The following is a 23,759-nucleotide window of genomic DNA, read 5'->3' on the forward strand; positions in this document are numbered from 1 at the left end:
CACGTCGCGCAGGAACTCAACGGACGCCCACGCAAAACGCTCGGCTGGAAAACTCCAGCCGAGCGTTTACGTGATTTACTACTAACCACCTAACCAACAGGTGTTGCAACGACCCCTAGAATCCAAGCAGTTCGCGGGCCTTTTCTATTATTTTTAGGACCTCGACGGCGGCTGCCGGGTTTACCGGGAGGGGCAGCTTGGAGGCGGTGCCGCCGTCGTTGATCTTGGCTGCCAGCAGCCGGTAGAACTCGGGGTAGGCGCCGCGTTCGGTGGGCAGCGCGTCCAGGTGCCCGTCACGGCCGAGCATGCCTGCCCACTCCGGCGCCTCGACCCCGAACTCGACGTCCAGCGGGCTGCCGCCGGCCACGATGTACGGCTCCTGCGGGTCGATCCCGTGCTTGGTGAACGCGCCCGCGGATCCGAGGATGCGGAAACGCGGACCCTGCTGGGCGCAGAGCATGTTCATGCCCAGGTGGCTGGTCACGCCGGACTCGTGGTCGAGGACGAGGAAAACGTCATCGTCCACCTGCTCGCTAGGACGCCGCGCCTGCAGCTCCGCGTGGGCCACCGTGGCCGGACCGAACAGCAAAAGCGCCTGGTCGATGAGGTGCGTGCCGAGGTCGAACAGCACGCCGCCGCCGTCCGCTGCGGTGGCCTGGGCCTTCCATGCCTTTGAAATATCCGGGGACCAGCGTTCAAAGCTGGACTCGAAGCGGTTTACGCTTCCCAGGGCTTCACCGGCCAGCAGCTTCCGGACCGTGAGGAAATCGCCGTCCCAGCGCCGGTTCTGGAAGACCGTGAGTACCCGTCCCAGCCGCTCCGCGAGGGCGATCAGTTCCTGCCCCTCGGCGGACCGGACCACGAACGGCTTGTCCACCACCACATCGAGCCCGGCCTCCAGCGCGGCCTTGGCCAACGGGTAGTGCGTTGCGGGAGGTGTCCCCAGCACCACGAGATCAAGGTCCCCGGCCAGCGCAAGGACGGCGTCGCCGTCGGGCACTGTTCTGACGCCTGGATACCGCTCCACCGCGGCAGCCTGCCGTCCGGCGTCGGATGTTGCGACGACGTCCAGCGAGTAGCGGGCGTCCGCCGCAATCAGCGGCGCATGGAAGACGCTCCCTGAGAGTCCATAGCCGACGACGGCGGTGCAGATGGTGCGTTCAGCTTCAGTCCCGGTCATAAGGGCTAGGCTACCCCCGCGCACCCTCTGTCACTTCCTGCCGGTTAAAACCAAACGCTCTCCCACTTCCAGCCCGGTGACCGACCGAAAGTGAGAGAGCGTTGGCGAAAAACCTGCAACAAATCGGTTACAGGGGAGGGGCTACTTCTTGACCCAGCCCAGCGTGGTCCAGTCCGGCACCTGCGAGAGGCTCTGGAACAGGGACGGGCCGTAGTTGGCCAGGCCCGTGCGGACGAAGGAGATCTGCGGGCCGTTCATGACAACACCCATGGAGAAGTACTTCGCCATGTGCTCCTTCTCAACTTCCATTGCTGCCTTGTTGCGCTCGGCGTTGTCCTCGATGGAGGCGAGGTCGGCGATCTTCTTGTCCAGCTCGGCGTCGCCCAGGCCGTTCTCGTTGACCTTGGAGTCGTAGTACTGCTTGACGGCGTCGGTGGCGTCCGGACCAACGGTGTAGCCGGAGACGCTCATGTCGAAGTCGCGGCCTCCGATGACCTTGCCGAAGTCGGCGGAGGCGCGCTGGTCGATGCCAACTTCCATGCCACCGGCCTGGAGCTGCTTCTGCAGGGTCTGCGTGAAGGCCAGGGTGGTGGGATCGTCACCGAAGTTGCTGATCTTGAACGCGGCGGGAACGCCACCCTTCTCCATGATTCCGGCAGCGTTCGGGGCGTAGCCGGCGTCGGTCAGGACCTTCTTGGCTGCATCCGCGCCGGTTTCCTTTACCGGGTAGTTGTCCTGGTAGTACTCGGAGAACGGCAGGAGCATCATGGAGCCGGAACTGGGCTCTTCCCAGTTCAGGCCGTTGAAGCGGACCTTGCGGAGGGCCTCGCGGTCGACAGCGGCGAAGATGGCCTTGCGGACCGCCACATCCGTGATCTTCTGGGCGTTGATGTTCATGCCGCCGGCGAAGAGCCGCTGGCCGCGGCGGACTTCGGAGTCCTTGGTGCCCTCGAGCTGCTTGTAGAGGGAGATGGTGTTGGCGGACATGCCGTCAATTTCACCGTTCTTGAACGCGGCGATCTGGGCGCTGGTTTCCAGCTGGCGGAAGACCACGCTCTCCAGGACCGGCTTGGTGCCCCACCACTTCTCGTTGGGAACGAGGGTCACGGTCTTGGCTGCGGCGTCGTACTGGTCCAGTTTGAAGGGGCCGGCCATCCATTCCGGATGCATGTTGCCCACGAAGCCCTCATTGAAGATTGCGGGCGTGTTGACGGCCGGGTGGATCAGGCCGAAGAAGAGCGAATCAACCGGGTAGACCGGCTGGCTGGTCTTGACGATGATTTCCTTGTCGCTGCTGCCTGCCTCAACGGACTCAACGAATTCGTAGGCACCCGAGCTGACGATGTCGTAGCCGGCATCAGGGCTCTTCAGGATGTTCCAGGTGTTCTGGAACGCCTTGATGTCGATGGGTGTGCCGTCGTTGTAGGTGGCCTTGTCGTTGACCTTGATGGTGACGGTCTGCTTGCCGTCCACCACCTTGCTGTCCACTGACTCGCAGAAGTCCTTGTTCGGCGTCACCTTGCCGACGAAGTCCACCTTCCAGCAGCCGCCCATGCCGCCGCTGTTCACGGCCACCGGGTTGATCGGGATCTGCAGGGCGGAGTTGTCTGAGCTGTTGCCGTTGTTGGAGAAACCGTTGAAGTCCGGCCCGATGCTGCCCAGCGGCAGGGTGACTTTGCCGCCCTTCTCAAGATCCGCGACCGGCTTCTCATTGATGCTGATGAGCTTGGAGAGGTCGCTTCCTGACTCCTGGCCCTTTGCCGTTTCGGGTCCGGTGGACGTGCCTCCACCGCCACAGGCAGTCAGCGCCAAAGCAGCCGCAATGGCCGCCGCTCCGCCGATCCTGGTCAGATTCTTCATGGTGTTCCCTTCATTCGTGCGAGTGGTGGTGCTTGTGATGGGTCGAAAAAATCTAGGGTGCATGGGGTTCCGCCGTTTCGTGGACCACCAGCATGTCCTCGGCCAGCTCGCCGTCCGGGAAGAAACAGGCGAACTGCTGGTCCGCCGGGGGCACCCGGCCAGACTCCAGGGTTTGTGCCGCGGCCGACGCCGGAACGGATTCGAGCGGCGGTTCGAGGGTGAGGCACTTCTCCTGCTTCGCTGCGGGCAGTGCCGCAAAGACGGGGCAGCGGGTGGCGAAGTTGCAGCCCTTGGGCGCATCGAGGGGGGACGGAAGGTCGCCCTGGAGGATGATGCGCTCCCGGGTCCGCTCCAGTTGCGGATCCGGCACAGGAATTGCTGACAGCAGCGCCCGTGTGTAGGGATGGCGGGGGTTGTCAAAGACCCGGTCCACCTCACCGATCTCCACGATCTTGCCCAGGTACATCACGGCAACGCGGTTGGAAATGTGCCGGACCACCGAGAGGTCATGGGCAACCATCAGGTAGCTGAGGCCCAGCTCGGCGCGCAGCTGGTCCAGCAGGTTGATGACTCCGGCCTGGACGGAAACGTCCAGGGCGGACACCGGCTCGTCGAGGACCACAAGCTTCGGGTTCACGGCAAGTGCACGGGCAATGCCCACGCGTTGCCGCTGGCCGCCGGAGAACTGGTTGGGGAACCGGTTGACGTGGTCGGGCTGCAGGCCCACCAGCTTCATCAGTTCCATGATGCGCTTCCTGATGGCCTGCTTATCCAGGCCGGCATTCTGCAGTGGTTCGGCCAGGACCTCATACACCGTGAACCGGGGATCCAGTGCCCCGGTGGGGTCCTGGAACACCATCTGCAGCTCGCGGCGCATGGCGCTCCTGGCCTTGCCGGTGGTGGCTTCCTTGTTGCTCAGGCCGCCGATGACCACCTCGCCGTCCTGGTCCTTGTGGAATTCCATAATTTCCAGCAGGGTGGTGGTTTTACCCGAGCCGGACTCCCCCACGATGGAAAAGCACTCGCCCTCGCGGATGTCGAAGCTCAGGCCGTCCACGGCCTTGACGGTGCCGATGCGCCGCTTCAGCAGGGCGCCCTTGGTCAGGGGGAAGTGCTTGCGAACGTCCCTGAGCTCCAGCACTGTGGCGCGTTCCCCGCGGGGGATGGCATCGAAACGGGACACCGGCACCGGGGGTGCCGAGAAAATTTCCAGGACGTCCGCGTCCGAGCCCAGCGCATCGGATTTGATGCAGGCAGCCTTGTGTCCCGGCTGGCCGCCCGCGGGAAGCAGTTCCGGCTCACCGTCCCTGCAGGCATCCGTCACCAGCGGGCACCTCGGCGCGAACGAGCAGCCGGTGGGCGTGTAGATGAGGTTGGGCGGGATGCCCTCGATGGGCACCAGCGAAGTCTTCTCCGCCACATCCACGCGCGGCACCGCCCCAAGCAGGCCCATCGTGTAGGGCATCCTCGGGTCGTAGTAGATGTCATCCACCTGCCCGGTCTCCACCGGCCTTCCGGCGTACATCACCATGATGTCGTCGGCTATGCCCGCCACCACGCCCAGATCGTGGGTGATCATCACGACGGCGGCGCCGGTCTCCTCCTGCGCCGTGTGAAGCACCTCCAGCACCTGGGCCTGGATCGTGACGTCCAGTGCCGTCGTCGGCTCATCGGCGATCAGCACCCGCGGGTTGTTGGCGATGGCGATGGCGATCATGACGCGCTGGCGCATTCCGCCGGAGAACTCGTGCGGGAAAGCTTTGAGCCTGTCCTTCGGGCTGGGAATCCCCACCATGGCCAAAAGTTCGACGGCGCGGGCTTCTTTGGCCTGCTTGCTCATCGTGGGGTTGTGGATAGTGAGGGCCTCGGTGATCTGGGCCCCCACGGTAAAGACGGGCGTCAGGGACGAGAGCGGGTCCTGGAACACCATGGCGATGTCGTTGCCCCGGTAGGCGCACATCGCCTTGTCATTGAGTCCCAGCAGTTCCTTGCCCAGCAGCCGCACGGACCCGGCGATTTCCGCCGTCGGCGGCAGCAGGCCCATGATGGCCAGCGAGGTGACGGACTTTCCGGAGCCTGATTCGCCCACGATGCCCAGGGTCTTGCCAGGCATCAGGTCGAAGTCGACTCCGCGGACGGCGTGCACCACTCCGTTTTCGGAGTTGAACCGGACGTTCAGGTCCCGGACAGACAGGACAGCGTCCGACGGCGAGTAGAGGCCTGCGACCTGGAGCCGTTCGGCGGCTGAGTGTGATGTGGGGTCCGCCGGTTCGAGGTACGTTCCACTGCTCATTTCGCCGGCTCCTTAACGCTGTTTTTCTTCTTGGCCTTGCCGGCGGAACTGGAGCTGGGGTCAAAGGCGTCCCGCAGGCCGTCGTTCATCATGGCCAGGGAACCGGTGAGCAGGAACATCACCGTCAGGGGGACCCAGAACATCCACGGGAAGGTCTGGACCTGTGAGGTGGCGCCGCCGATCAGCACCCCCAGGCTGACGTCCGGGACCTTGATGCCGATGCCGATGAAGGAGAAGGCGACTTCGGCCAGGATGGCGCCGGTGACACCGCGGGTGATGTCGAGGACCAGGAGGGAACCGATGTTGGGTACCAGGTGCCGCCAGACAATCCTGCGGGGCGGGACGCCCATGTACTGGGCCGCCTTGACGAAGTCCCGCTGCATCAGCGACATGGACAGGGAACGGATGAGCCGGGCTGTGCCCATCCAGCTGAAGACCAGGAGCACGATGATCAGGAGGAGCCAGCTGGGCAGGTTCTTCTTGAGTCCGTCCCCTCCGCCGCTGGTGGCCACCGCCACCACGAGCAGGGCCGGCATCATGATCAGGGCCTCGAGGACAAAGAGCATGACCTTGTCCACTTTGCCGCCGAAGTAGGCCATGGTGCAGCCGTAGACCGCCGCGATGAGGACGGAGACCAGGCCAACTATCAGGCCGATGAGGATGGAGATCCGGGTGCCCTCGACGGTCATGGCGAACAGGTCGATCCCGGCCTGGGAGGTGCCCAGGTAGTGCTCGGCGGAGGGCGGCATGGCGATGTTGAAGGGGTCGATGGTTTCCTTGTCCCAGGGGGTCAAGTACCCTCCGACGAAGGAGAAGAGGGTCAGGCCGAGGAAAATGAGGAGGCCGGCTACGGCGGTCCTGTTCCGCATAAAACGGCGGAAGATGATGGTGGATTTGCCGATGATGACGTCGGCGCTTTCCAGGTGCGCGTCCTGCGCCACGGCTGCCGGGTCAACGGCGTTGAGGTTGGTCATGGCTACTGCACCCTCACTCTCGGGTCAACAAGCGTGGTGGCGAAGTCTGCCAGGATGGCGCCCAGTGCGAAGATGACCGACCCGTAGGCCAGCGTTGCCGTGGCCGCGTTGACGTCCTGGAGCGAGATGGCGTCGATGCTCCAACTGCCGACGCCGGGCCAGGCAAAGATTTTTTCTGCGAAGAAGCCGCCTGCGAAGATGGCCGGGATGGTGAAGGCGATGCTTTGGGCCACGGGGATAAACGAGACGCGGAGGGCGTGCCGGGAGATGGCCTGGTTCCGGGTCAGGCCCTTGGCGCGGGCCGTGCGGACGAAATCCGCGTTGACGTTGTCCAGCAGGTATTGCCGCTGCGCGATCTGGTACGAGCCCCAGCCCACCAGCGTGATGGCCACGGTGGGTACTGCGTAGTGTGCCAGCATGTCCAGGGACTGGGCCCAGCCCTGTTCCATGCCGGGCGTCGAGATGCCCGTGACGAAGAAAATCCGCTCACCGACGGTTTCGTTGATGTTGATGGCACCCAGCTGCACCAGGAAGTAGGCGATGGGTGCGGGCACGATGTATGCAAGGTAACTGTAGGACGTGATGACCCGGTCCTGGAACTTGTACTGGCGGGCCGCCGAGTACACACCGAGGGCGACGCCGATCACGAGCGTCAGGATGATGGATGCAAGGAACAGGCGGGTGGAAATCCACACCCGGTCGCCAAATTCGGCGTTGACGAAGGCGCCATTCGGACTGCGGCCCCAGTCCCACCTGGTCACGATGCCCGTCAGCCACTCCACGTAGCGTTCCCACGGGCTAAGATCCGGGTCCAGGCCCTTGAGGCGCATGGAGTTCGCGACCTGCTCGGGGGTGGGGCGGGGAATCCGCTCCTGCTCCAGCAGCGCGGGCTTGAGGGAGCTGACCGCCAGGAAGTAACCGGCCGAAGTGGTCAGGAAGATCATAAAAACATACGTGATTCCGCGCTTGGCGAGGTACCGGAGCATGTGGCAGCTACTTCTGAATCGCCGCTGCCGGGTGCTCATCCTGAAGTATCAGGGGACGCCGGTGCATAGGCTCCGGGGCATTGGCCGTAAGTGCAATCACGAGCTTGATCCTTCCGTCGTCCCCGGCCAGGCAGGGGATGCGCCGCCACTTCCGGGTTCTTCACCAGCGGGTAGCTGGCTTCCCGCAGCCGTTGCCGGCCAGGCCCTGGTGGACTATGTTGCGGGTCACATTCCAGAGGAAACTACCACATGGAATGGACCAAAAACCGGGCAATGCCGCGGAAACCACGCGCCCCGTATCAGATCGTTATGAATAATTCTGTGGAATTGATTTGACTGGACGACTGCCCGGCCTGAGGCGTAATCTACGCCCCGCGCACCACCCGTGTGACTAGTTCACGCCAGGATTCGACCAGACGCCCGGGTTCGATGCCATGGACGCGGACCGCATGAAGCAGCCGCTCCGGGTCCAGCGTGGCACTCAGGGCCATGGCCATCAGGCGGGGGTCCGCGTCCATGCCTTCCGCGCGCAGCAGCAGTTCAATATGGCGGTGCCAGAGGACGGCGGCCGGTACGTCAAAGCGGTTGTAGGCGGACTCGTCGGCCGCGCGGGCAAGTTCCCCGTATTCCAGCACATACGCGATGCGGGCGGCGCCGAACGCGACGAGCCGCTCCAGACCCGGAGCGCCCGGACCAAGCGGCGGCGGGCCGAACATAAAGCGGGCCTGGAAGTCCGCCTCGGAGTCACTCAGAAGCGTCATCATCAGGCCGGCCCTGCTGCCAAACCGGCGGAAGACAGTCCCTTTGCCCACACCGGCGCGCTCGGCGAGCCTGTCCATGGTGAGCCCGTCGGCGCCGCATTCCTCTATCAGTTCACGCGCGGCCCCCAGCAGGCGCTCACGGTTCCTGGCGGCGTCGCTGCGCTCGGTGACCGGTCCGGACAGGGATCCGGGGCGCAATGGGATGAAGCTCACATCCCACATTCTAGACCCCGGGAATATTATCCGGACCGTAGTCCGTTTAGACGGTGAAGGCCTCAACAGCCTGAGTTTCCGAACCAGCCTGCGGACCTGCCGCAGCCCAGACCCAGGAGCCACCATGTCAAAGAGCACCGTCCTTACCCTCGTCGGCAGCCTCCGCGCCGAGTCCACCAACCAGAAGCTTGCCGAGGCCATTGCCCTGAACGCGCCCGAGCATGTTGACGTGGTCATCCACGAAAGCCTCGGCAACATCCCGTTCTACAACGAGGACATCGACGTGGAAGGCCAGGTCCCCGCCGCAGCCGCCGCACTGCGCGCCGCCGCCAACGAAGCCGATACCCTCCTGCTCGTCACTCCGGAGCACAACGGCACCGTGCCGGCGTCCCTGAAGAACGCCATCGACTGGCTGTCCCGCCCCTTCGGCGCCGGCGCCCTGGCAGGCAAGCCCACCGGCGTCGTCGGTACCGCCTTTGGCCAGTTCGGCGGCGTGTGGGCCCAGGACGAAGCCCGGAAGGCTGTCGGCATCGCCGGCGCGCAGGTGCTCGAGGACGTCAAGCTGGCAGTTCCCGGCTCCATGGTCCGCTTCGCCGAGCTGCACCCGAAGGATGACGTTGAGGTTGTGGAGCAGATCAAGGGTGTCTTTGACGCCCTTGACGCCGCACGCACCGCCGCCGCCGCCTGACACTGATACCGAAAGCCCCGCATGCCGCAAGGCGTGCGGGGCTTTTGTTATGGCTCCGTGAACCGCCGGCCCCGGCGGTGTGCCCGCGTGACCAACTCTTGACCCAACCGGTACCGCACCGGCATTCCCTGTCCTGCCGGGCCGCCGTAACGTTAATGCACGGAACTTTCCGGACGGAATCGCGGTGCTGGGATGGCAAGCAGGCGAAGGGCCACACAACGGGCGACGGCGGCAGCGCTGGCCCTGGTGCTTCCGCTGTGGCTGGGGGCCTGCTCCTCCGGCACCGACTTCCCGGCCGGCACGGCCGCCAGCCAACCGGCGGCCGCGCCGGACGAGCCACCGACCCCCGTCCCCCAGCCCCAGGCCGCGCCACCGCCCGGGTCACTTGGAAACGGCGACCCGGGCGCGGGTCCGGCGCTTTCCGATGGCGCGCCTGCCACCGCCCCTTCGACTGGGGCGGGCACACAGCCGGGGAACACGCCGTCGGCCGGCCCGTCGGGCCCGGCCGCCGGTTCCGGCAGCGCCGGCCAGGCCCAGGCCACCGTCCCGGGAACCGGGCCCGCAAAGGGTCCGCCGCCGTCCAGCCAGGCTCCTGCCCCCGACGATCCTCCGCGCGGCAATACGGCCGGAACCCAGGCAGTCACGGCCTACTACGTCCTCCTTGACGACGGCGGCAGCAGTGGCGTCAGATTCGGCTGCAACGACAGCCTGGTGGGCGTCAGGCACGCCAACACGGAGCCTGCCGGACCGCTCCCGGCGGCGATCGGCGCGCTGCTGGACGGATCCGAGCCACCTATCGCTGATGTGTACAACTCACTGTCCGGCTCCGCCCTGGACTTCCTCTCCGGCAGCTTCGACGGCACCACGGTCACGGTGTACCTCGCCGGCACTATCAGGCCCGGCGGAGTCTGCGACATTCCGCGGATCGAAGCACAGCTGACCCAGACTGCGGTTTCGGCTGTGGGTGCCATCCGGGCGGAGATCTATGTCAATGGTGTTGGCCTGGCCGAAGCCCTGAGCCTCAAGTAGGACCGCGTCATCCCGGACTATCCGCCGAACAGGGCGTCCATGGCCGCGTGGCTCCGTGCCCCGGCCAGCTCCGACCAGTTGCCATCGCCCAGTACCTCGCCGGCGACCCTGGACACCGTTGCATAGGCCGCCTTCGCGGTGTTGCCGCCGATGCTGATCCGCTGCACGCCGGCGTCGTGCAGCTCACCCACCGACGGCGCCCCGACACCGGCGAGGGCGTTCAGCGGCGCATCAATGCGCCGCGACAGTTCATGCAGCACGTGCAGGTCGGTCACGCCCGGCACAAAAATCCCGCTGGCGCCGGCGGCGAGATAGGCCTCAGCCCTGCTGACCGTCTCCTCAAAAGCCCGTTCCGGATAGCCGCCGGAGAGGTAGGTGTCCGTCCGGGCATTGATGAAGAGTTCGACGCCGGCAGCCTGGGCGGTCTCCCTGACCACGTTGAGGCGGCGGCACTGTTCGCCGACATCCGTGAGCGGATCATCTCCCGAGTCCTCGAAGTTGATGCCGACGGCGCCCGCGTCCAGCACCGCCAGGATGGTGTCCCGGAGCCGCCTGTGGTCATAGCCGCCGCCGTCACCCGCATAGCCCGTTTCGACGTCGGCCGTGACCGGAAGCGAAGTGGCGGCAACGATCCGCGCCAGTGCTGCCATGGCCAGTCCTGGCGGGAGCCTGTTGCCGTCGGGAAAACCCATGCTCCAGGAAATGGCGGAGCTTGAGGTGGCAAGCGCCGTGGCCCCGGCTTCCTCCACGAGTTTCGCCGACGCCACATCCCAGACGTTGACCAGGACCAGCGGCGCACGGCCGTGGTGGAGTGACCTGAATGCTGCGGCCAGCGGCGTGGACTGCGGGGGCGTCGTCATGGGTCTATTCCAGCCCTTCCGCCGTCGGACGTAAAGCTTCTGCCCGCACACCGTGGCTGGTTGATAAACAAGTGTTGCCTTATCAGCAACTGTCGGCTGTATCCTGAGGGTGTGACCCACGAAACACTTGATGCCGCAGCAGCGCTGCTGCCCGCAGAGGCCATTGACGCTATCGAACGCGCGGCCACGTCCGCACACCGCCACGAGGATCTGTTCTCGGAGCGCGCCGCCAACATCAAGCAATCCGCTGTCCGCGACGTTTTTGACATCTCGATGCGGCCCGGACTGGTCTCCCTCGCCGGAGGAAGCCCCTACCTGCAGTCACTGCCCCTGGAGCGGCTGGCCCGCACGGCGGCCACCATCATCGCCGAGGATGGCCTCACCGCCCTGCAGTACGGCGGAGGCCAGGGCATGGAGGAGTTGCGCGCGCAGATCTGCGAAGTAATGGCGGCCGAAGGCATCCTCGACGCCCTGCCGCAAAACGTGGTGATCACGGCGGGCTCGCAGTCGGCCCAGGATGTGGCCACCAAGGTCTTCTGCAACCCGGGCGACGTTGTCCTGGTGGAGAACCCCACCTACGTCGGCGCGCTGAACACCTTCGAGGCCTACCAGGTCCAGGTGGAAACCGTGGAAATGGATAGTCACGGACTCGTCCCTGATCTGCTGGAGGCCAGGATCGCGGCGCTGCAGACCGCAGGAAAGAACATCAAGTTCCTGTACACCATCCCCAACTTCAACAACCCGTCCGGTATCACGCTCGCGCAGGACCGCCGGCAGCAGATCGTGGATATATGCCGCAAGGCGAATATTCTGGTGCTGGAGGACAATCCGTACGGGCTGCTGCGGTTCGACGGCGAGCCGCTGGCACCGCTGCGTGCGGCCAACCCGGCCGACGTCATCTACATGGGTTCGTTCTCCAAGATCTTCGCACCCGGCCTCCGCATCGGCTGGGCCCTGGTGCCCGAGCACCTGCAGCGGCGCTACTACCTCGCCTCGGAGGCCGTCACCCTGTGCCCGCCGACGCTGAACCAGATGCTGGTGTCGGCCTACCTCCGCGAGTATGACTGGAAGGGCCAGATCGAGACCTACCGGGGGCTCTACGCCGAACGGTGCCAGGCGATGCTTGCGGCCCTCGCCGAGCACATGCCCGACGGCGCAAGCTGGACCAGCCCGGAGGGCGGCTTTTTCGTCTGGGTGACCCTCCCCGATGGTGTGGACACCTATCCCCTGCTGAAGAAGGCGATCGACGCAGGCGTTGTCTTTATCCCCGGCGCTGCGTTCACCCCGTCCGATGATCCGTCCAATAAACTGCGGCTGGCGTTCAGCGCCGTCCCGCCCGACGCGATCACCGAAGGTGTCCGCCGTTTGGCCCCCGTACTGCGGGAAGCCATCGCCGCGCTGTAGCCTTGGCCAGACTGGATCAGGCGCCACTTACCGAAGCAAAGGAGCAAAGATGAGCGGAATTATTGTTGTTGGGGTCGACGGCAGCGGAACTGCCAAGAAGGCCGCGGAGGCCGCACGCGACCTCGCGGGCGCCGTGGGCGCCTCACTTCACGTGGTCTCGGCCTTCGACAGTGACCGCACCGAAGTGTTCGGCAGCGGCAGCGACCAGTGGATCGTCTCAGATGCAGACGGCGCGGAGAACGTGGCCAGGACCGTGGCGGACTCCCTCGCCGGCGACGTCAAGGTGACCTACTCGGCCGCCCGCGGAAAGCCTGCCGAAGCACTCATCAAGGAAGCCGAGCGCCTCAGCGCCCGGATGATCGTGGTGGGCAACCGGCGGATGCGCGGCATTGGCCGGGTCCTGGGCAGCGTGGCCAACAGCGTGGCCCACAACGCCACGTGCGATGTCTACATCGCCAACACCTACGACGCCGACTGACACCGAACACTGAAGTGCGGACACCACGCATCGCCCACAGGGTGGCATGCGTGGTGTCCCTTCTCACCCTCGGAACGCTGTTTCCACTGCGCAGCCGACGATAAAATTGAAGGGCCCCCAAAGGTGCGGACAGCCACCAACCACACCACCTAAGGGGTCCCCTTGATCACTCTCCAGCGCCGCCAGCTTGTTGGCCACGACATCCTCCTGGCCCGGCACGGCAACCACATCTGCTCCATGCGGGTGGACCGTGGGAACGGCCGCGTTGTGGCACTGCTGGACGACGGCACCGTGGACAGCGCCCCCAACCTTATCTCCCCTGGACTGCGCCTCCCGGACACCTTCCGCAGTGTCATCCGCGAGGACTGGAAGTTCTTTGCGGCACTCTCTGCCATCGGCACCGGCGTCGGCGGACTGATCATGGCAGTTGCCTGGAACTTCAGCAGCACGGTCATGAGCCCCGAGACCATCCAGCTGATGTCCACGTACGCGTCCTACTGACCGGCGGCCCGGGTCTGCGCGCCGGCGGCTAGACCAGCCAGCCCTGCAGCAGCCACCAGAACCCTGACATCACCAGGCCGCCCACGAGCGCCCCGGCGACCACCTGCCCCGCAGTGTGGGCGCGTAGGACCACCCGGGACCAGCCCACCGCGGGTATCAGGACCAGCAGCGGCAGCCAGACTGGCCCGAGCATCAGCACGGTGATAACGGCCGACGACGATATCGCCGCAGCGTGTCCGCTGATCTTCCAGAAGGGGCTCACGGCCCCGATCACCACAATGCCGCCGACGATGGTCAGCACCATCACCACGACACTCCGCGGCGCACCGGTCACGTCAAGGACCAAAAGTCCTGCCAGCACCGACGCAAGTGCCATCAGCAGGACGGGCGCCCGCTGCCTGCGGTCGCTGACATGGTGGTCCGTGACCTTGCCCAGTTTCACCAGGACCAGCAGCAGCACCAGGGGCAGGACGCACACGAACAGCGCGGCCAGAGCCCCGTAGCCGATCGTTCCCGGAAACCCGGGTTCGGTGAGGGGGCTGACCAGCAGCTGGACCGATACCACCACCGGGGGCTGGAAAACCTCGGTCAGCCAGCGGGCCGTCCGGTTTTTGGTGCGTAGGGCTGAATCGGTCAACGGGCCTCGTCGGTTGGTCTGCTGCTCCGGCATAGTGGTTCAGTCCAGCAGGAGCGCCGGCTCCTCAAGGATGGCGGCGACGTCGGCCATAAAGCGGGCGGACAGGTCACCGTCCACCACGCGGTGGTCGAAGGACCCGCCCAGGGTGGTGATCCAGCGCGGGATGACTTCCCCGTCCAGGACCCAGGGCTTCTGCTTGATGGTTCCGAAGGCGACGATGGCCACCTCGCCCGGGTTGATAATGGGCGTCCCCGTGTCGATGCCCAGGGCGCCGATGTTGGTGATGGTCAGGGTGCCGCCCTGCATTTCCGCCGGCTGGGTCTTTCCGGCGCGGGCCGTGGTGGCCAGGTTGTTCAGCGCCAGGGCCAGTTCCTTGAGCGAGAGGTCCTGGGCATCCTTGATGTTGGGCACCATGAGTCCCCGCGGGGTGGCTGCGGCAATGCCAAGGTTCATGTAGTGCTTGACGTGGATCTCCGCCGCGTCGGTGCCGCCGGCGTTGTCCACCCAGGTGGCGTTGACGCTCGGGTTCCGGGCGGCTGCCCAGATGACGGCTTTGGCGAGGATCAGCAGCGGCGAAACCCTGATGCCTTCGAAGTCACGGGACGCCTTGAGCCGCTTGACGAACTCCATGGTCCGGCTGGCGTCGACGTCCACGAAGATGCTCACGTGCGGCGCGGCAAAGGCGGACTCCACCATGGCTTTCGCGGTGGCCTTGCGGACGCCCTTGACCGGAATCCGTTCGATCCTCTGGTCCTGCGGCTTGCCGGCCTTGCCCCAGAAGCCGTCAGCCTGGTCCAGTTCGGCATCGCGCTGCGCCTGGTAGCTGACCAGGTCCTCACGCGTGACTTCGCCGCGGGAGCCGGTCGCCACCACGTCGGCCAGGTCGATGCCCAGGTCACGGGCGATCTTGCGCACCGGCGGCTTGGCCAGTACCCGGTTCACCAGGCCAGTGATGGTGTCGCCCAGCGTAGGACGGTCGTCGAGCGGTTCGGCGGTTGGGCCAGCCGGAACGGCAGGAACGGCTGCGGTGGACTGGACAGGCTCGGCCGCCGGAACCGGGGCCGACACGGCCGGCGAGGCAGGTGCGGCCTTGCGCGCGCGGCGCTTGACGGCGTCGGCCTTGGGACCGGATCCCACCAGCGGACCGCCGGCCAGGGCACTGTCCGAAGTGTCGGCGTCGGACGCCGGCAGCTTGCCATACAGCGGCTGCACCGGCACGGCAGGCGCCGGGACGTCCGCCGGGGTGGGGTCACCCGACACAGAATCGGAGACGCTGATGATGGCGGTCCCGACGTCGATGGTGATCCCCTCGGGAACCAGCAGCTCTGTGACTGTCCCGGCGAAGGGCGAAGGAAGCTCCACGAGGGACTTGGCCGTTTCGATCTCGCAGAGGACGTCGTTGATGGCGACCGTGTCACCCGGCTTCACCTTCCAGGAGACGATTTCCGCCTCGGTCAGGCCTTCGCCCACGTCAGGGAGATTGAACTTGTTCACAGTCATGGTGTCCTCGGTTTCGGGAGCTCAGGTCCTTGTCTCCTGGCCAGGAGACGGGCGGCAAGTCTGGGAAGGGTGTGGGGGCGCCTAGTAGGCCAGTGCCCGGTCCAGCGCCTCAAGGATCCTGTCGATATCCGGAAGGTAGTCTTCCTCGACCTTGGCCACGGGGTACGGCATGTGGAAGCCGCCAACACGGATCACGGGGGCTTCGAGGGACAGGAAGGCACGTTCGCTGATCCGGGCGGCGATCTCGCCGCCGATGCCGCCGAAGGTGGGTGCCTCGTGGGCCACCACCAGGCGCCCGGTCTTTTTGACCGACGCTTCCACGGTGTCGAAATCGATCGGCGAGATGGAGCGGAGGTCAATGACCTCCACGCTGCGGCCGTCCTCAGCCGCGGCGTGCGCGCCAGCGAGGGCCACGGGCACCAGGGGACCGTACGCCACGATGGTGGCATCCGTGCCCTCCCGCAGCACATGCGCCTTGAAGGGGTCCTGCGCCGTGCCGGCGGCTTCGACATCGACCTCGCCCTTGAGCCAGTACCGGCGCTTGGGCTCGAAGACGATGACGGGGTCCTGGCACTCGACAGCCTGCTGGATCATCCAGTACGCGTCATGCGGGTTGGACGGCGTGATGATGCGCAGCCCCGCGGTGTGGGCGAACAGCGCCTCGGGGGACTCGGAGTGGTGCTCCACGGAGCCGATGCCGCCGCCGTACGGGATGCGGATGACCACCGGCACGGTGAGGTTGCCGTTGCTGCGGGCGTGCATCTTGGCCAGCTGCGTGGTGATCTGGTTGAAGCCGGGGAACACAAAACCGTCGAACTGGATTTCGCAGACGGGGCTGTAGCCGCGCAGCGCGAGCCCGATGGCCGTGCCGATGATGCCGGACTCCGCCAGCGGGGTGTCCACCACCCGGTCCGGGCCGAATTCGGCAATCAGGCCGTCCGTGACGCGGTAGACGCCGCCGAGGGGCCCGATGTCCTCGCCCATCAGCAGGGATTTGGGGTGGTTGGTCAGGGCTGCGCGGAGGCCTTCATTGATGGCCTTGGCGATTGTCATGGTGGTCATCAGTGGCCTGCCTCTGTTTCTGCCTGTCCGGCCGGCTCCTCGCCGGCAAACCCTGCACTGTATTCCTCGAACCAGGCCAGCTCCTCCGCAACCAGCGGGTGGGCCTCGACATAGGTGTTCGCGAACGCGGTGCGGATGTCCGGAGTCTCAAGGTCGTGGGTGGTGCGCCGGACGTAAGCGGCGAGTTCGTCGCCGTCGGCCTTGACCTTGGCGAAGAACGCGTCATCCGCGAGCCCTTCGGCCCGCAGGTACTTCTCCAGCCGGGCCAGCGGATCCTTGGCCCGCCACGCGTCCTCTTCGGCCGACTCCCTGTATTTGGTGGGGTCATCGGCGGTGGTGTGGGCGCCCACGCGGTAGGTGAAGGCCTCGATCAGCACCGGCCCCTTGCCCTGGCGGGCGTGGTCCAGAGCCCACTCGGTGACGGCGTGCACGGCGATGACGTCGTTGCCGTCGACGCGGATGCCTGGGAAGCCGTAGCCCTTGGCGCGGTTGGAGAGCGGAATGCGGGTCTGCACCGTGCTGGGCACGGAGATGGCCCAGTGGTTGTTCTGGCAGAAAAAGACCACCGGGGCGTTGTATGAGGAGGCGAAGACCATGGATTCGTGGACGTCGCCCTCCGAGCTGGCGCCGTCGCCGAAGTACGCCATGACCGCTGCCGGCGGCTCCGTGCCCACGGGGTCCGAGGCCGCGGCGAACTTCTGGTCCCGCTGGATGCCCATGGCATAGCCCACCGCATGGAGCGTCTGGGCCGCCAGGACCAGCGTGTAGAGGTGGAAGTTGGTGTCCTTGGGGTTCCAGCCGCCGTTGGAGACGCCGCGGAACTGGCGCAGCAGTTCGGCCAGGTCCACGTTGCGGGTGAGGGCGACGCCGTGCTCGCGATAGGTGGGGAAGATGTAGTCCTGGGGCTGGCTGGCCCGGCCGGATCCGATCTGCGCGGCCTCCTGGCCGGTCAGCGGAACCCAGAGGGCAAGCTGTCCCTGGCGCTGCAGGGCGGTGGCCTCCACGTCAAAGCGGCGGATGGCAGCCATGTCGGCGTAGAGGCCGCGCAGCTTTTCCGCGTCGAGTTTTTCGGCGTACTTGCTGTAGACGGGATCGGTTACCAGCTTCCCGTCCGGGCCCAGCAGCTGGACCATCTGCGCCGGGGGCTCGCCCATGGCGGCCTCGGCATCAGCCTCAAGCTGGTCGTCTACCGCTGTTCCGTCGAACTCGGTGGAGGGCAGATGTGTGGCGCCCATACCGTCTCCTTGCTTGCCGCATGCGGATGCGTTGCAATGTCGCTGGGATATATGCCGTTAGAGGAATGCATTCCGCAGCTGGCATATATATTGGCTTACTGATCCTAACTTTATCTTCAGTAGGTAGCGCGCTGGCTACATGTTAAGCGCTAGGAACGGCGTGGCGGCTTTGTATAGTCTGCACACAGCCCGAGGAAACGGGTGTTCGCTTCCACCTCGCCGATGCTCACACGGACACCCTCGTTGCCAAAGGCCCGCACGGAGAGGGCCTGCGCCCCCGCCAACTCGGCGAATTCCCCGCTGTTGGCGCCCAGGTCCAGCCAGACGAAGTTGCCCTGCGCCTCGGGTACAAACCAGCCAAGGTCCCGCAGTCCGGCCGTGACCCGGTCCCGCTCGTCCACCAGGCTTTGTACCCTTTCTACAACCTGGGGGTAATTCTGCAGCGAGACAATTGCTGCCTGCTCGGCGATCTGGGACACGGCAAAGGGCGTGGCCGCCACCCGGAGGTGCTGCGTGAGTTCCGGATTCGAAACGCTGTACCCCACCCGGAGCCCGGCGAGGCCATGAGCCTTGGAGAACGTCCGGAGCACCACCACATTGGGGTATTTGCGGTACATCGCGATGCCGTCCACCGCGTCCTGGGCCCGGACGAATTCCTGGTACGCCTCATCGATGACCACCACGACGTCGGAGGGTACGGCCTGGATGAACCGTTCCGTTTCCGCCGTGGTCAGGATGGGACCGGTGGGGTTGTTGGGGGTGCACAGGAGGATGACCCTCGTGCGAACTGTGACTGCCGCGGCCATGGCATCCAGGTCATGTCGCCCGTCCGCAGTCAGGGGGATCCGCACGCTTTCGGCCCCGGCAAGGCCGACGCTGATGGGGTACGCCTCGAAGGACCGCCACGCGTAGATCACCTCGTCCGCCTTGCCGTCGTCATTCTGGCCGGCGAACGTGGTCAGCAGCTGGTTGAGGGCGCCAAGGCTGCCGGCTCCCGTGACGATGTCTTCCGCGGGGACGTTGAGGAACTCGGCGAGCGCAGCGCGGAGCTTGCTGCTGAGGGGATCCGGATACCGGTTGAAGTCGGTCTGGCGTGCGATGGCCTCCACGACGGCGGGGATCGGCGGCAGCGGGTTCTCGTTCGAAGACAGTTTGTAGCTGGCCAGTCCGTCAACGGCGACGGGGGGCTTGCCGGCGGCGTAGCGGGGAAGCCGGCCCACCACAGGGCGCGGCCTGATTCCCCCGGCCAGGGTCTCTGATGAAGTCATGCCAACTAGCCTACTTCTCCCAACAGGGGCCCCGAAGGCGCCTGCAGGCGGAAGGTTTGGCGTCCGGCTTTCCACCCAGGGCCGCCCCGGGACCGTCGTTCAGGGCAGTGTGACAGCATGGGCTCATGCGCTCTTTCATCATGCGGGTCCTGATTAACGGACTGGCCCTCTGGATCGCCAGCTGGATCCTGCCCGGCCTGGACATCTCCACGGCGGCCACAACAAACGCCGTGGCCGAATCCGGTGTCACCCAGGGCACGGACGCCATCGGGATCACGCTCGCCTATCTCTTCGTGGGCCTGATTTTCGGCGTTGTCAACGCGTTCGTCCGGCCCCTGGTCAGCTTCCTTTCGTTGCCCATCACCATCCTGACCCTTGGGCTGTTCACCATCGTCATCAATGCCGCCATGCTGTACCTGACCTCCTGGATCAGCGGCTACACTCCGGTGCGCTTCACGATCGATTCCTTTTTCTGGACTGCCGTGCTCGCAGCGATTATCATCAGCGTGATCTCCGTGGTGGCAGGGCGGCTGCCGGGCGCGCGCAGGCGCTGAGGCTGGGCCAGCCGCCTAACGGGCGGTGCTCTTTGCTGCCTGTGCGGGCTGGCCACCTGACGGTGGCGGCTGCGGTGAGGGTTGGGGCATGGGCGTCGGTGCTGGTCCGCGCGCGGGCTGCGGTTCGGGTGGCTTTGAACGCGTCAGCGCGAAACGGGTGGCCGTTGCCGTTCCGCCCGCTCCGAGTACCCCTCCCAGGACTGCGGTTGACGCCACGAGGGAAGGATCGTCGCTCGCTGCAACCAGGCGTGCGCCGTCCTCGTAGTTGCTGAGCCGATGGCCGGGACCAAGGCCGCCATCGTCACCCTCCGGCGTCCGTACAGGCTGGTTCAGCGTGACTGTCACCCTGTCCCGGGTGTCAGGGCCGGGCGTGGCGTCCGCTCCGGGAACCCAGTCCTGCCGGTGCTCCAGCTGGAGGGTGCTGACACCGGCCGCCGGAGGGATGCCGCCAACGGGGGAACCAGCCGTCAGCACATACTTCATGTCGTACTCGTTGCGGAACCGTTCGTCGGCGGCAAGGTTCATCGCATGGATGCCGCCTTGGCTGTACCCGACGGCCACGACGGACGCCCCTTTTTCTGCGCCGGCCTCCTGCAGGGCCTGCAGCACGGCCTTGTTGATCTCGGCGGAGCTGTGGCCCAGCCCTTCAGCGATGCCTGCTTCGTCGAAGGGATTGTCGCCCCCCATATCGTCGCCTGCGGACTGCGTGCCGGGAACCACCACCACGTAGGCTTTCTGTCCCCCGTTATCCACCTCGATGACTTCCATGTAGCCCTCACCCCTCTCAGTGATGACCCTCGTCCGTTCCAGGAGTGCGGCGGGTGAACCATCAAACTCAATGGGGAGCGTCTCCTGCCGCTCCAACGTGACAGGGCGCGGCGTCAGGATGCTGATGGACCGCCCGCCCACGCCAGTGAGCAAAGGAACGGCCGCCGCGATGTGCCTCCCGGCCGCCAGGTCGGCCCCAATTGCCATAAAAAAGCGTTCAGGCGAGAGTGCCAGCAGCGCGGCCATGGCAATCGGGCCTGTGGCGAGTTCGGCGACCTCCCTGTTGGGAACCTGCCCCAGCCATGCGTCTGCTGCCTGACGCGCCAGGGTATCGGGGCTGGCCAGCCCTGCACCCATTCCGCGGGAGAGGCCCGCCCACGCCTCCGCGGCTTCGTAGTCCGTTTTGCACTGCCGTACCTGCCGGCTGATGTGCTGCAGCTCCGTACGGACGGCCTGGACGCTCCACTGGGCCTCCCCGACGTCCATCAGGGCAGCCGTGCCGGTGGGACGCGGTTCATTCTGGTAGGGGCAAAGATCTTCCCAGATGCGGCGGACCTCCACTTCCACGGCGGCCAACTCGTCCGCAGCAGCGTCGAGCTTCTCAGCGCCGCCGATCAGTTCTTCCAGCTGAAAACTGATGCCACCCACACCACCGCGAATCTGCAGGGAACCGTCCACTGCCGGCCCGGTCAGGTAGATGGGTCCGCCGCTGCCGGAGGGGGTCACCTCGGCCATCAGAAGCGCCCCGCCGGGTTGCCGGCCGAAGCAGCCACCGCCTGCGCGTGGCGCCTCACCGAAACCAAGGCGTCCTCGAGCCGTATGCGCGACCTTCCCAGCGCCACCTCCTGGAGGGCCACCGAATTCCGGTATGCCCGCCCGGCCGGTGACTGCCAGTCCAGGAGCTGGATCCCGCGGAACCCGGCGAGGACCTTCTCCACCCTCGCAAGGCACAGGTCAACCCCGCCCGCCAACTGCTGGACCTCATAACTGCGGGACATGCATGCCGCCATATCGGCTGCCGTCACATCACTGCCCATATCCGTTCCTTTCCCAACTGCAGACAGGAATGCCTGGTCCCTGAGCCGCCACCGCCTGACCCCCGACGCTACGGAATGGCGCCCGTCCCACGGAAGCACCGCCGTCGGCTATGTGGACAACTGGCGCCGGCTGTTCACACGGGCAGTCCGCTTAAGCGGGGGTGGGGAGTTCGTGAAAGAATCAGCACATGCCTGAAACTGCCGCCACAGCTGATACCCGCACGCCCTCCGGACGCCTGGCCCTTGCCGCGTCACCGGAGCCGATCGCCCTGGGCCCGCTGGACGGCCGCTACCAGTCCGCCGTCGCACCCCTCGTTGACTACCTGTCCGAGGCGGCCCTCAACCGCGACCGAGTGGCCGTGGAGGTCGAGTGGCTCATCCACCTGACCAGCAACAATGTCCTCCCTGGCGCGGGCCCGCTCACGCCGGAACAGCAGGACCGGCTCCGCGCCATCGTCACGGAATTCGACTCCGCATCGGTCTCCGAACTCGCCGAAATCGAAGCCGTGACCGTCCACGACGTGAAGGCCGTGGAGTACTACATCGGCCGCCGGCTGCCCGCCATCGGCATCGAGCACCTCACCGCCATGGTCCACTTCGGCTGCACGTCCGAGGACATCAACAACCTCTCCTACGCCCTGGGCGTCAAGGGGGCTGTGGAGGACGTGTGGCTGCCGGCCGCACGCGCGCTGGTGGCCCAGATCAGCAAGATGGCGGAAGAGAACCGCGCGGTTCCCATGCTGTCCCGCACGCACGGCCAGCCCGCCACCCCCACCACCCTGGGCAAGGAACTGGCCGTCATCGCGCACCGCCTGTCCCGCCAGCTGGACCGCGTCGCCAAGACCGAATACCTGGGCAAGATCAACGGCGCCACCGGCACCTACGCCGCCCACGTGGCCTCGGTCCCCGGCGCCGACTGGCAGCAGGTGGCCAAGTCCTTCGTCGAGGCCCTGGGGCTGACCTGGAACCCGCTGACCACCCAGATCGAAAGCCACGACTGGCAGGCAGAGCTGTACGCCGACGTCGCCCGGTTCAACCGGATCCTGCACAATGTCTGCACGGACATCTGGAGCTACATCTCGATCGGCTACTTCGCCCAGATCCCCGTAGCCGGCGCCACCGGATCCTCCACCATGCCGCACAAGGTCAACCCCATCCGGTTCGAGAACGCCGAGGCCAACCTGGAGATCTCTTCGGGCCTCCTGGACGTGCTGGGCTCCACGCTGGTCACCTCCCGCTGGCAGCGCGACCTCACGGACTCCTCCAGCCAGCGCAACATCGGTGTGGCGTTCGGCCACTCCCTGCTGGCCATCTCCAACGTCGCTAAGGGCCTGGACCGCCTCGACGTTGCCGAAGACGTCCTCGCCGGAGACCTGGACACCAACTGGGAAGTCCTGGGCGAGGCCATCCAGATGGTCATGCGCGCCGAGGCGATTGCCGGCGTCGAAGGCATGGAAAACCCGTACGAGCGGCTCAAGGACCTCACCCGCGGACAGCGCGTGGACGCCGCCCGCATGCAGGAGTTCGTCCAGTCCCTGGGCCTCTCCACCGAGGCCGAGGCGCGGCTGCTCGCCCTCACGCCCGGCAAATACACAGGCATCGCGGACCAGCTGGTGGATCACCTCAGGTAGGCGGCCTGTACGGCCAAGAAGAAGTACGACGGCGGCGCCGGGCTCCTGCGGGACCCGGCGCCTTTCCGTGTTCTCACCCGGGACCGGGCCGGGATCGCCGCAAGGTGCGAAACTGGGAGCATGAAGTTGCTGCTCATCCGCCACGGACAAACCCCCGGTAACGTACTCGGCCAGCTGGACACGGCCCATCCGGGGCCCGGGCTCACGGAGCTGGGAGAGCGGCAGGCCGAAGCGATGGCACGGTCCCTGGCCGATGAGCCCATCGCGGCGCTGTACGCCTCAACCCTGCTCCGCACGCAGATCACCGCGGCCCCGCTGGCCCGGGTCCATGGCCTGGAAGTCAAGGTGCTGGACGGGCTGCACGAGATCGAAGCCGGGGCACTGGAAAAACTGACCGACCACGAATCCCACATGCGGTACATGGGCACAGTGTTCGCGTGGGCCGCCGGAGACCTGGACCGCCGCATGCCCGCCGGTCCGGACGGCCACGAGTTCTTCGAACGGTACGACGGCGCCATCACCCGGATTGCCGGGCGTGCGGCCAGCAATGGGGACTCAGCGGTTGCCGCAGTTGTCAGCCACGGCGCCGCCATCCGCACCTGGGCCGGCCTCCGCGCTGCCGACGCAGACCATGAATTCGCTGCCCGCCATGTCCTGTCGAATACGGGCATCGTGGCCCTGGAAGGGGATCCGGACACAGGCTGGAAGCTGATCCACTGGGACGGCAGCCCCGTGGGTGGCCTTGCCCTGGCCGACCCGACGGCCGGGGACCCCATGGGCGACGGCGCATAGCCCGCTGATCCGGACTGGACGGCACCGGCCCCTCCGGCCATGATGAAG

Annotated in this window: 22 protein-coding genes; 8 read left to right on the top strand and 14 right to left on the bottom strand. The window is 66.1% G+C overall.

Annotated features, from left to right (window positions below; all coding sequences use genetic code 11):
• Nucleotides 1–115 precede the first annotated feature (115 nt).
• From EYS21_RS03960 to EYS21_RS03985, 6 genes are all read right to left on the bottom strand, one after another.
• Nucleotides 116–1,180, bottom strand: a complete 1,065-nt coding sequence (locus EYS21_RS03960; RefSeq protein ID WP_131131917.1) for a Gfo/Idh/MocA family oxidoreductase — start codon at nucleotides 1,178–1,180, stop codon at nucleotides 116–118.
• Nucleotides 1,181–1,321: 141 nt separating this feature from the next.
• Complete coding sequence (locus EYS21_RS03965) at nucleotides 1,322–3,040, bottom strand: ABC transporter family substrate-binding protein (RefSeq protein WP_131131918.1); 1,719 nt, start codon at nucleotides 3,038–3,040, stop codon at nucleotides 1,322–1,324.
• 52 nt (nucleotides 3,041–3,092) lie between these two features.
• Nucleotides 3,093–5,333 (bottom strand): ABC transporter ATP-binding protein, encoded by a 2,241-nt coding sequence (locus tag EYS21_RS03970; protein WP_131131919.1) that lies wholly within the window; start codon nucleotides 5,331–5,333, stop codon nucleotides 3,093–3,095.
• Nucleotides 5,330–6,307: an ABC transporter permease gene (locus EYS21_RS03975; protein WP_131131920.1), complete on the bottom strand. Its 978-nt coding sequence runs from the start codon at nucleotides 6,305–6,307 to the stop codon at nucleotides 5,330–5,332. Before EYS21_RS03975 ends, EYS21_RS03970 begins: the two co-directional genes overlap by 4 nt.
• A gap of 2 nt (nucleotides 6,308–6,309) precedes the next feature.
• A complete protein-coding gene (locus EYS21_RS03980; protein ID WP_131131921.1) occupies nucleotides 6,310–7,293 on the bottom strand; it encodes an ABC transporter permease in 984 nt (327 codons plus the stop codon).
• A gap of 365 nt (nucleotides 7,294–7,658) precedes the next feature.
• On the bottom strand, nucleotides 7,659–8,267 hold the full coding sequence (locus tag EYS21_RS03985) for a TetR/AcrR family transcriptional regulator (protein ID WP_131131922.1): 609 nt from the start codon (nucleotides 8,265–8,267) through the stop codon (nucleotides 7,659–7,661).
• A gap of 124 nt (nucleotides 8,268–8,391) precedes the next feature.
• On the opposite strand from EYS21_RS03985, the gene EYS21_RS03990 reads away from it, so the two are divergent.
• Nucleotides 8,392–8,955 (top strand): NADPH-dependent FMN reductase, encoded by a 564-nt coding sequence (locus EYS21_RS03990; protein ID WP_131131923.1) that lies wholly within the window; start codon nucleotides 8,392–8,394, stop codon nucleotides 8,953–8,955.
• A gap of 192 nt (nucleotides 8,956–9,147) precedes the next feature.
• Nucleotides 9,148–9,984, top strand: a complete 837-nt coding sequence (locus EYS21_RS23655) for a hypothetical protein (protein ID WP_242633281.1) — start codon at nucleotides 9,148–9,150, stop codon at nucleotides 9,982–9,984.
• Between the two features lie 17 nt (nucleotides 9,985–10,001).
• On the opposite strand, the gene EYS21_RS04000 is transcribed toward EYS21_RS23655, so the two are convergent.
• Nucleotides 10,002–10,844, bottom strand: a complete 843-nt coding sequence (locus EYS21_RS04000) for an isocitrate lyase/phosphoenolpyruvate mutase family protein (protein WP_131131924.1) — start codon at nucleotides 10,842–10,844, stop codon at nucleotides 10,002–10,004.
• A gap of 111 nt (nucleotides 10,845–10,955) precedes the next feature.
• On the opposite strand from EYS21_RS04000, the gene EYS21_RS04005 reads away from it, so the two are divergent.
• From EYS21_RS04005 to EYS21_RS04015, 3 genes are all read left to right on the top strand, one after another.
• Nucleotides 10,956–12,248 carry a PLP-dependent aminotransferase family protein gene (locus tag EYS21_RS04005; RefSeq protein ID WP_131131925.1) on the top strand — a complete coding sequence of 431 codons (1,293 nt, stop codon included), beginning with the start codon at nucleotides 10,956–10,958 and terminating at the stop codon, nucleotides 12,246–12,248.
• 49 nt (nucleotides 12,249–12,297) lie between these two features.
• Nucleotides 12,298–12,726 (top strand): universal stress protein, encoded by a 429-nt coding sequence (locus EYS21_RS04010; RefSeq protein WP_131131926.1) that lies wholly within the window; start codon nucleotides 12,298–12,300, stop codon nucleotides 12,724–12,726.
• Nucleotides 12,727–12,888: 162 nt separating this feature from the next.
• Nucleotides 12,889–13,227: a hypothetical protein gene (locus tag EYS21_RS04015; protein WP_131131927.1), complete on the top strand. Its 339-nt coding sequence runs from the start codon at nucleotides 12,889–12,891 to the stop codon at nucleotides 13,225–13,227.
• 28 nt (nucleotides 13,228–13,255) lie between these two features.
• Here the strand turns inward: EYS21_RS04015 and EYS21_RS04020 are convergent, their stop codons facing one another.
• The 5 genes from EYS21_RS04020 to EYS21_RS04040 all read right to left on the bottom strand — a co-directional run bounded on the left by EYS21_RS04020 (nucleotide 13,256) and on the right by EYS21_RS04040 (nucleotide 18,929).
• A complete protein-coding gene (locus tag EYS21_RS04020; RefSeq protein ID WP_242633282.1) occupies nucleotides 13,256–13,864 on the bottom strand; it encodes a phosphatase PAP2 family protein in 609 nt (202 codons plus the stop codon).
• Nucleotides 13,865–13,903: 39 nt separating this feature from the next.
• Nucleotides 13,904–15,364, bottom strand: a complete 1,461-nt coding sequence (locus EYS21_RS04025) for a dihydrolipoamide acetyltransferase family protein (RefSeq protein WP_131131929.1) — start codon at nucleotides 15,362–15,364, stop codon at nucleotides 13,904–13,906.
• Nucleotides 15,365–15,445: 81 nt separating this feature from the next.
• Nucleotides 15,446–16,426 carry an alpha-ketoacid dehydrogenase subunit beta gene (locus tag EYS21_RS04030; protein ID WP_131131930.1) on the bottom strand — a complete coding sequence of 327 codons (981 nt, stop codon included), beginning with the start codon at nucleotides 16,424–16,426 and terminating at the stop codon, nucleotides 15,446–15,448.
• Nucleotides 16,426–17,661: a pyruvate dehydrogenase (acetyl-transferring) E1 component subunit alpha gene (gene pdhA / locus EYS21_RS04035; RefSeq protein WP_131131931.1), complete on the bottom strand. Its 1,236-nt coding sequence runs from the start codon at nucleotides 17,659–17,661 to the stop codon at nucleotides 16,426–16,428. Before pdhA ends, EYS21_RS04030 begins: the two co-directional genes overlap by 1 nt.
• A gap of 149 nt (nucleotides 17,662–17,810) precedes the next feature.
• Complete coding sequence (locus tag EYS21_RS04040; RefSeq protein ID WP_207307675.1) at nucleotides 17,811–18,929, bottom strand: histidinol-phosphate transaminase; 1,119 nt, start codon at nucleotides 18,927–18,929, stop codon at nucleotides 17,811–17,813.
• A gap of 125 nt (nucleotides 18,930–19,054) precedes the next feature.
• Here EYS21_RS04040 and EYS21_RS04045 point away from each other — a divergent pair, with 125 nt between their 5' ends.
• Entirely contained in the window at nucleotides 19,055–19,483 is a 429-nt protein-coding gene (locus EYS21_RS04045) for a phage holin family protein (protein WP_131131933.1), read from the top strand.
• Between the two features lie 15 nt (nucleotides 19,484–19,498).
• Here EYS21_RS04045 and EYS21_RS04050 read toward each other — a convergent pair whose 3' ends face one another.
• Together EYS21_RS04050 and EYS21_RS04055 are read right to left on the bottom strand one after the other, a co-directional pair.
• Complete coding sequence (locus EYS21_RS04050; RefSeq protein WP_207307676.1) at nucleotides 19,499–20,986, bottom strand: hypothetical protein; 1,488 nt, start codon at nucleotides 20,984–20,986, stop codon at nucleotides 19,499–19,501.
• Nucleotides 20,986–21,288, bottom strand: a complete 303-nt coding sequence (locus EYS21_RS04055) for a hypothetical protein (RefSeq protein WP_131131934.1) — start codon at nucleotides 21,286–21,288, stop codon at nucleotides 20,986–20,988. The genes EYS21_RS04050 and EYS21_RS04055 overlap by 1 nt, the downstream gene beginning before the upstream one ends.
• Before the next feature lie 188 nt (nucleotides 21,289–21,476).
• Between EYS21_RS04055 and purB the strand changes: the two genes are divergently transcribed.
• Complete coding sequence (gene purB / locus EYS21_RS04060) at nucleotides 21,477–22,919, top strand: adenylosuccinate lyase (protein ID WP_131131935.1); 1,443 nt, start codon at nucleotides 21,477–21,479, stop codon at nucleotides 22,917–22,919.
• Nucleotides 22,920–23,039: 120 nt separating this feature from the next.
• Entirely contained in the window at nucleotides 23,040–23,711 is a 672-nt protein-coding gene (locus tag EYS21_RS04065) for a histidine phosphatase family protein (protein ID WP_131131936.1), read from the top strand.
• Nucleotides 23,712–23,759: the final 48 nt, after the last annotated feature.

Source organism: Arthrobacter sp. S39 (assembly GCF_004320525.1).
Taxonomy (GTDB): Bacteria; Actinomycetota; Actinomycetes; order Actinomycetales; family Micrococcaceae; genus Arthrobacter.

Coding starts and splice junctions, on each gene's coding strand:
- EYS21_RS03990 (WP_131131923.1), top strand. CDS start 8,392: ATGTCAAAGAGCACCGTCCTTACCCTCGTCGGCAGCCTCCGCGCCGAG.
- EYS21_RS03975 (WP_131131920.1), bottom strand. CDS start 6,307: ATGACCAACCTCAACGCCGTTGACCCGGCAGCCGTGGCGCAGGACGCG.
- EYS21_RS04000 (WP_131131924.1), bottom strand. CDS start 10,844: ATGACGACGCCCCCGCAGTCCACGCCGCTGGCCGCAGCATTCAGGTCA.
- EYS21_RS04040 (WP_207307675.1), bottom strand. CDS start 18,929: ATGACTTCATCAGAGACCCTGGCCGGGGGAATCAGGCCGCGCCCTGTG.
- EYS21_RS04065 (WP_131131936.1), top strand. CDS start 23,040: ATGAAGTTGCTGCTCATCCGCCACGGACAAACCCCCGGTAACGTACTC.
- purB (WP_131131935.1), top strand. CDS start 21,477: ATGCCTGAAACTGCCGCCACAGCTGATACCCGCACGCCCTCCGGACGC.
- EYS21_RS03960 (WP_131131917.1), bottom strand. CDS start 1,180: ATGACCGGGACTGAAGCTGAACGCACCATCTGCACCGCCGTCGTCGGC.
- EYS21_RS03980 (WP_131131921.1), bottom strand. CDS start 7,293: ATGCTCCGGTACCTCGCCAAGCGCGGAATCACGTATGTTTTTATGATC.
- EYS21_RS03965 (WP_131131918.1), bottom strand. CDS start 3,040: ATGAAGAATCTGACCAGGATCGGCGGAGCGGCGGCCATTGCGGCTGCT.
- EYS21_RS04055 (WP_131131934.1), bottom strand. CDS start 21,288: ATGGGCAGTGATGTGACGGCAGCCGATATGGCGGCATGCATGTCCCGC.
- EYS21_RS04045 (WP_131131933.1), top strand. CDS start 19,055: ATGCGCTCTTTCATCATGCGGGTCCTGATTAACGGACTGGCCCTCTGG.
- EYS21_RS04010 (WP_131131926.1), top strand. CDS start 12,298: ATGAGCGGAATTATTGTTGTTGGGGTCGACGGCAGCGGAACTGCCAAG.
- EYS21_RS04030 (WP_131131930.1), bottom strand. CDS start 16,426: ATGACCACCATGACAATCGCCAAGGCCATCAATGAAGGCCTCCGCGCA.
- EYS21_RS23655 (WP_242633281.1), top strand. CDS start 9,148: ATGGCAAGCAGGCGAAGGGCCACACAACGGGCGACGGCGGCAGCGCTG.
- EYS21_RS04050 (WP_207307676.1), bottom strand. CDS start 20,986: ATGGCCGAGGTGACCCCCTCCGGCAGCGGCGGACCCATCTACCTGACC.
- pdhA (WP_131131931.1), bottom strand. CDS start 17,661: ATGGGCGCCACACATCTGCCCTCCACCGAGTTCGACGGAACAGCGGTA.
- EYS21_RS04025 (WP_131131929.1), bottom strand. CDS start 15,364: ATGACTGTGAACAAGTTCAATCTCCCTGACGTGGGCGAAGGCCTGACC.
- EYS21_RS03970 (WP_131131919.1), bottom strand. CDS start 5,333: ATGAGCAGTGGAACGTACCTCGAACCGGCGGACCCCACATCACACTCA.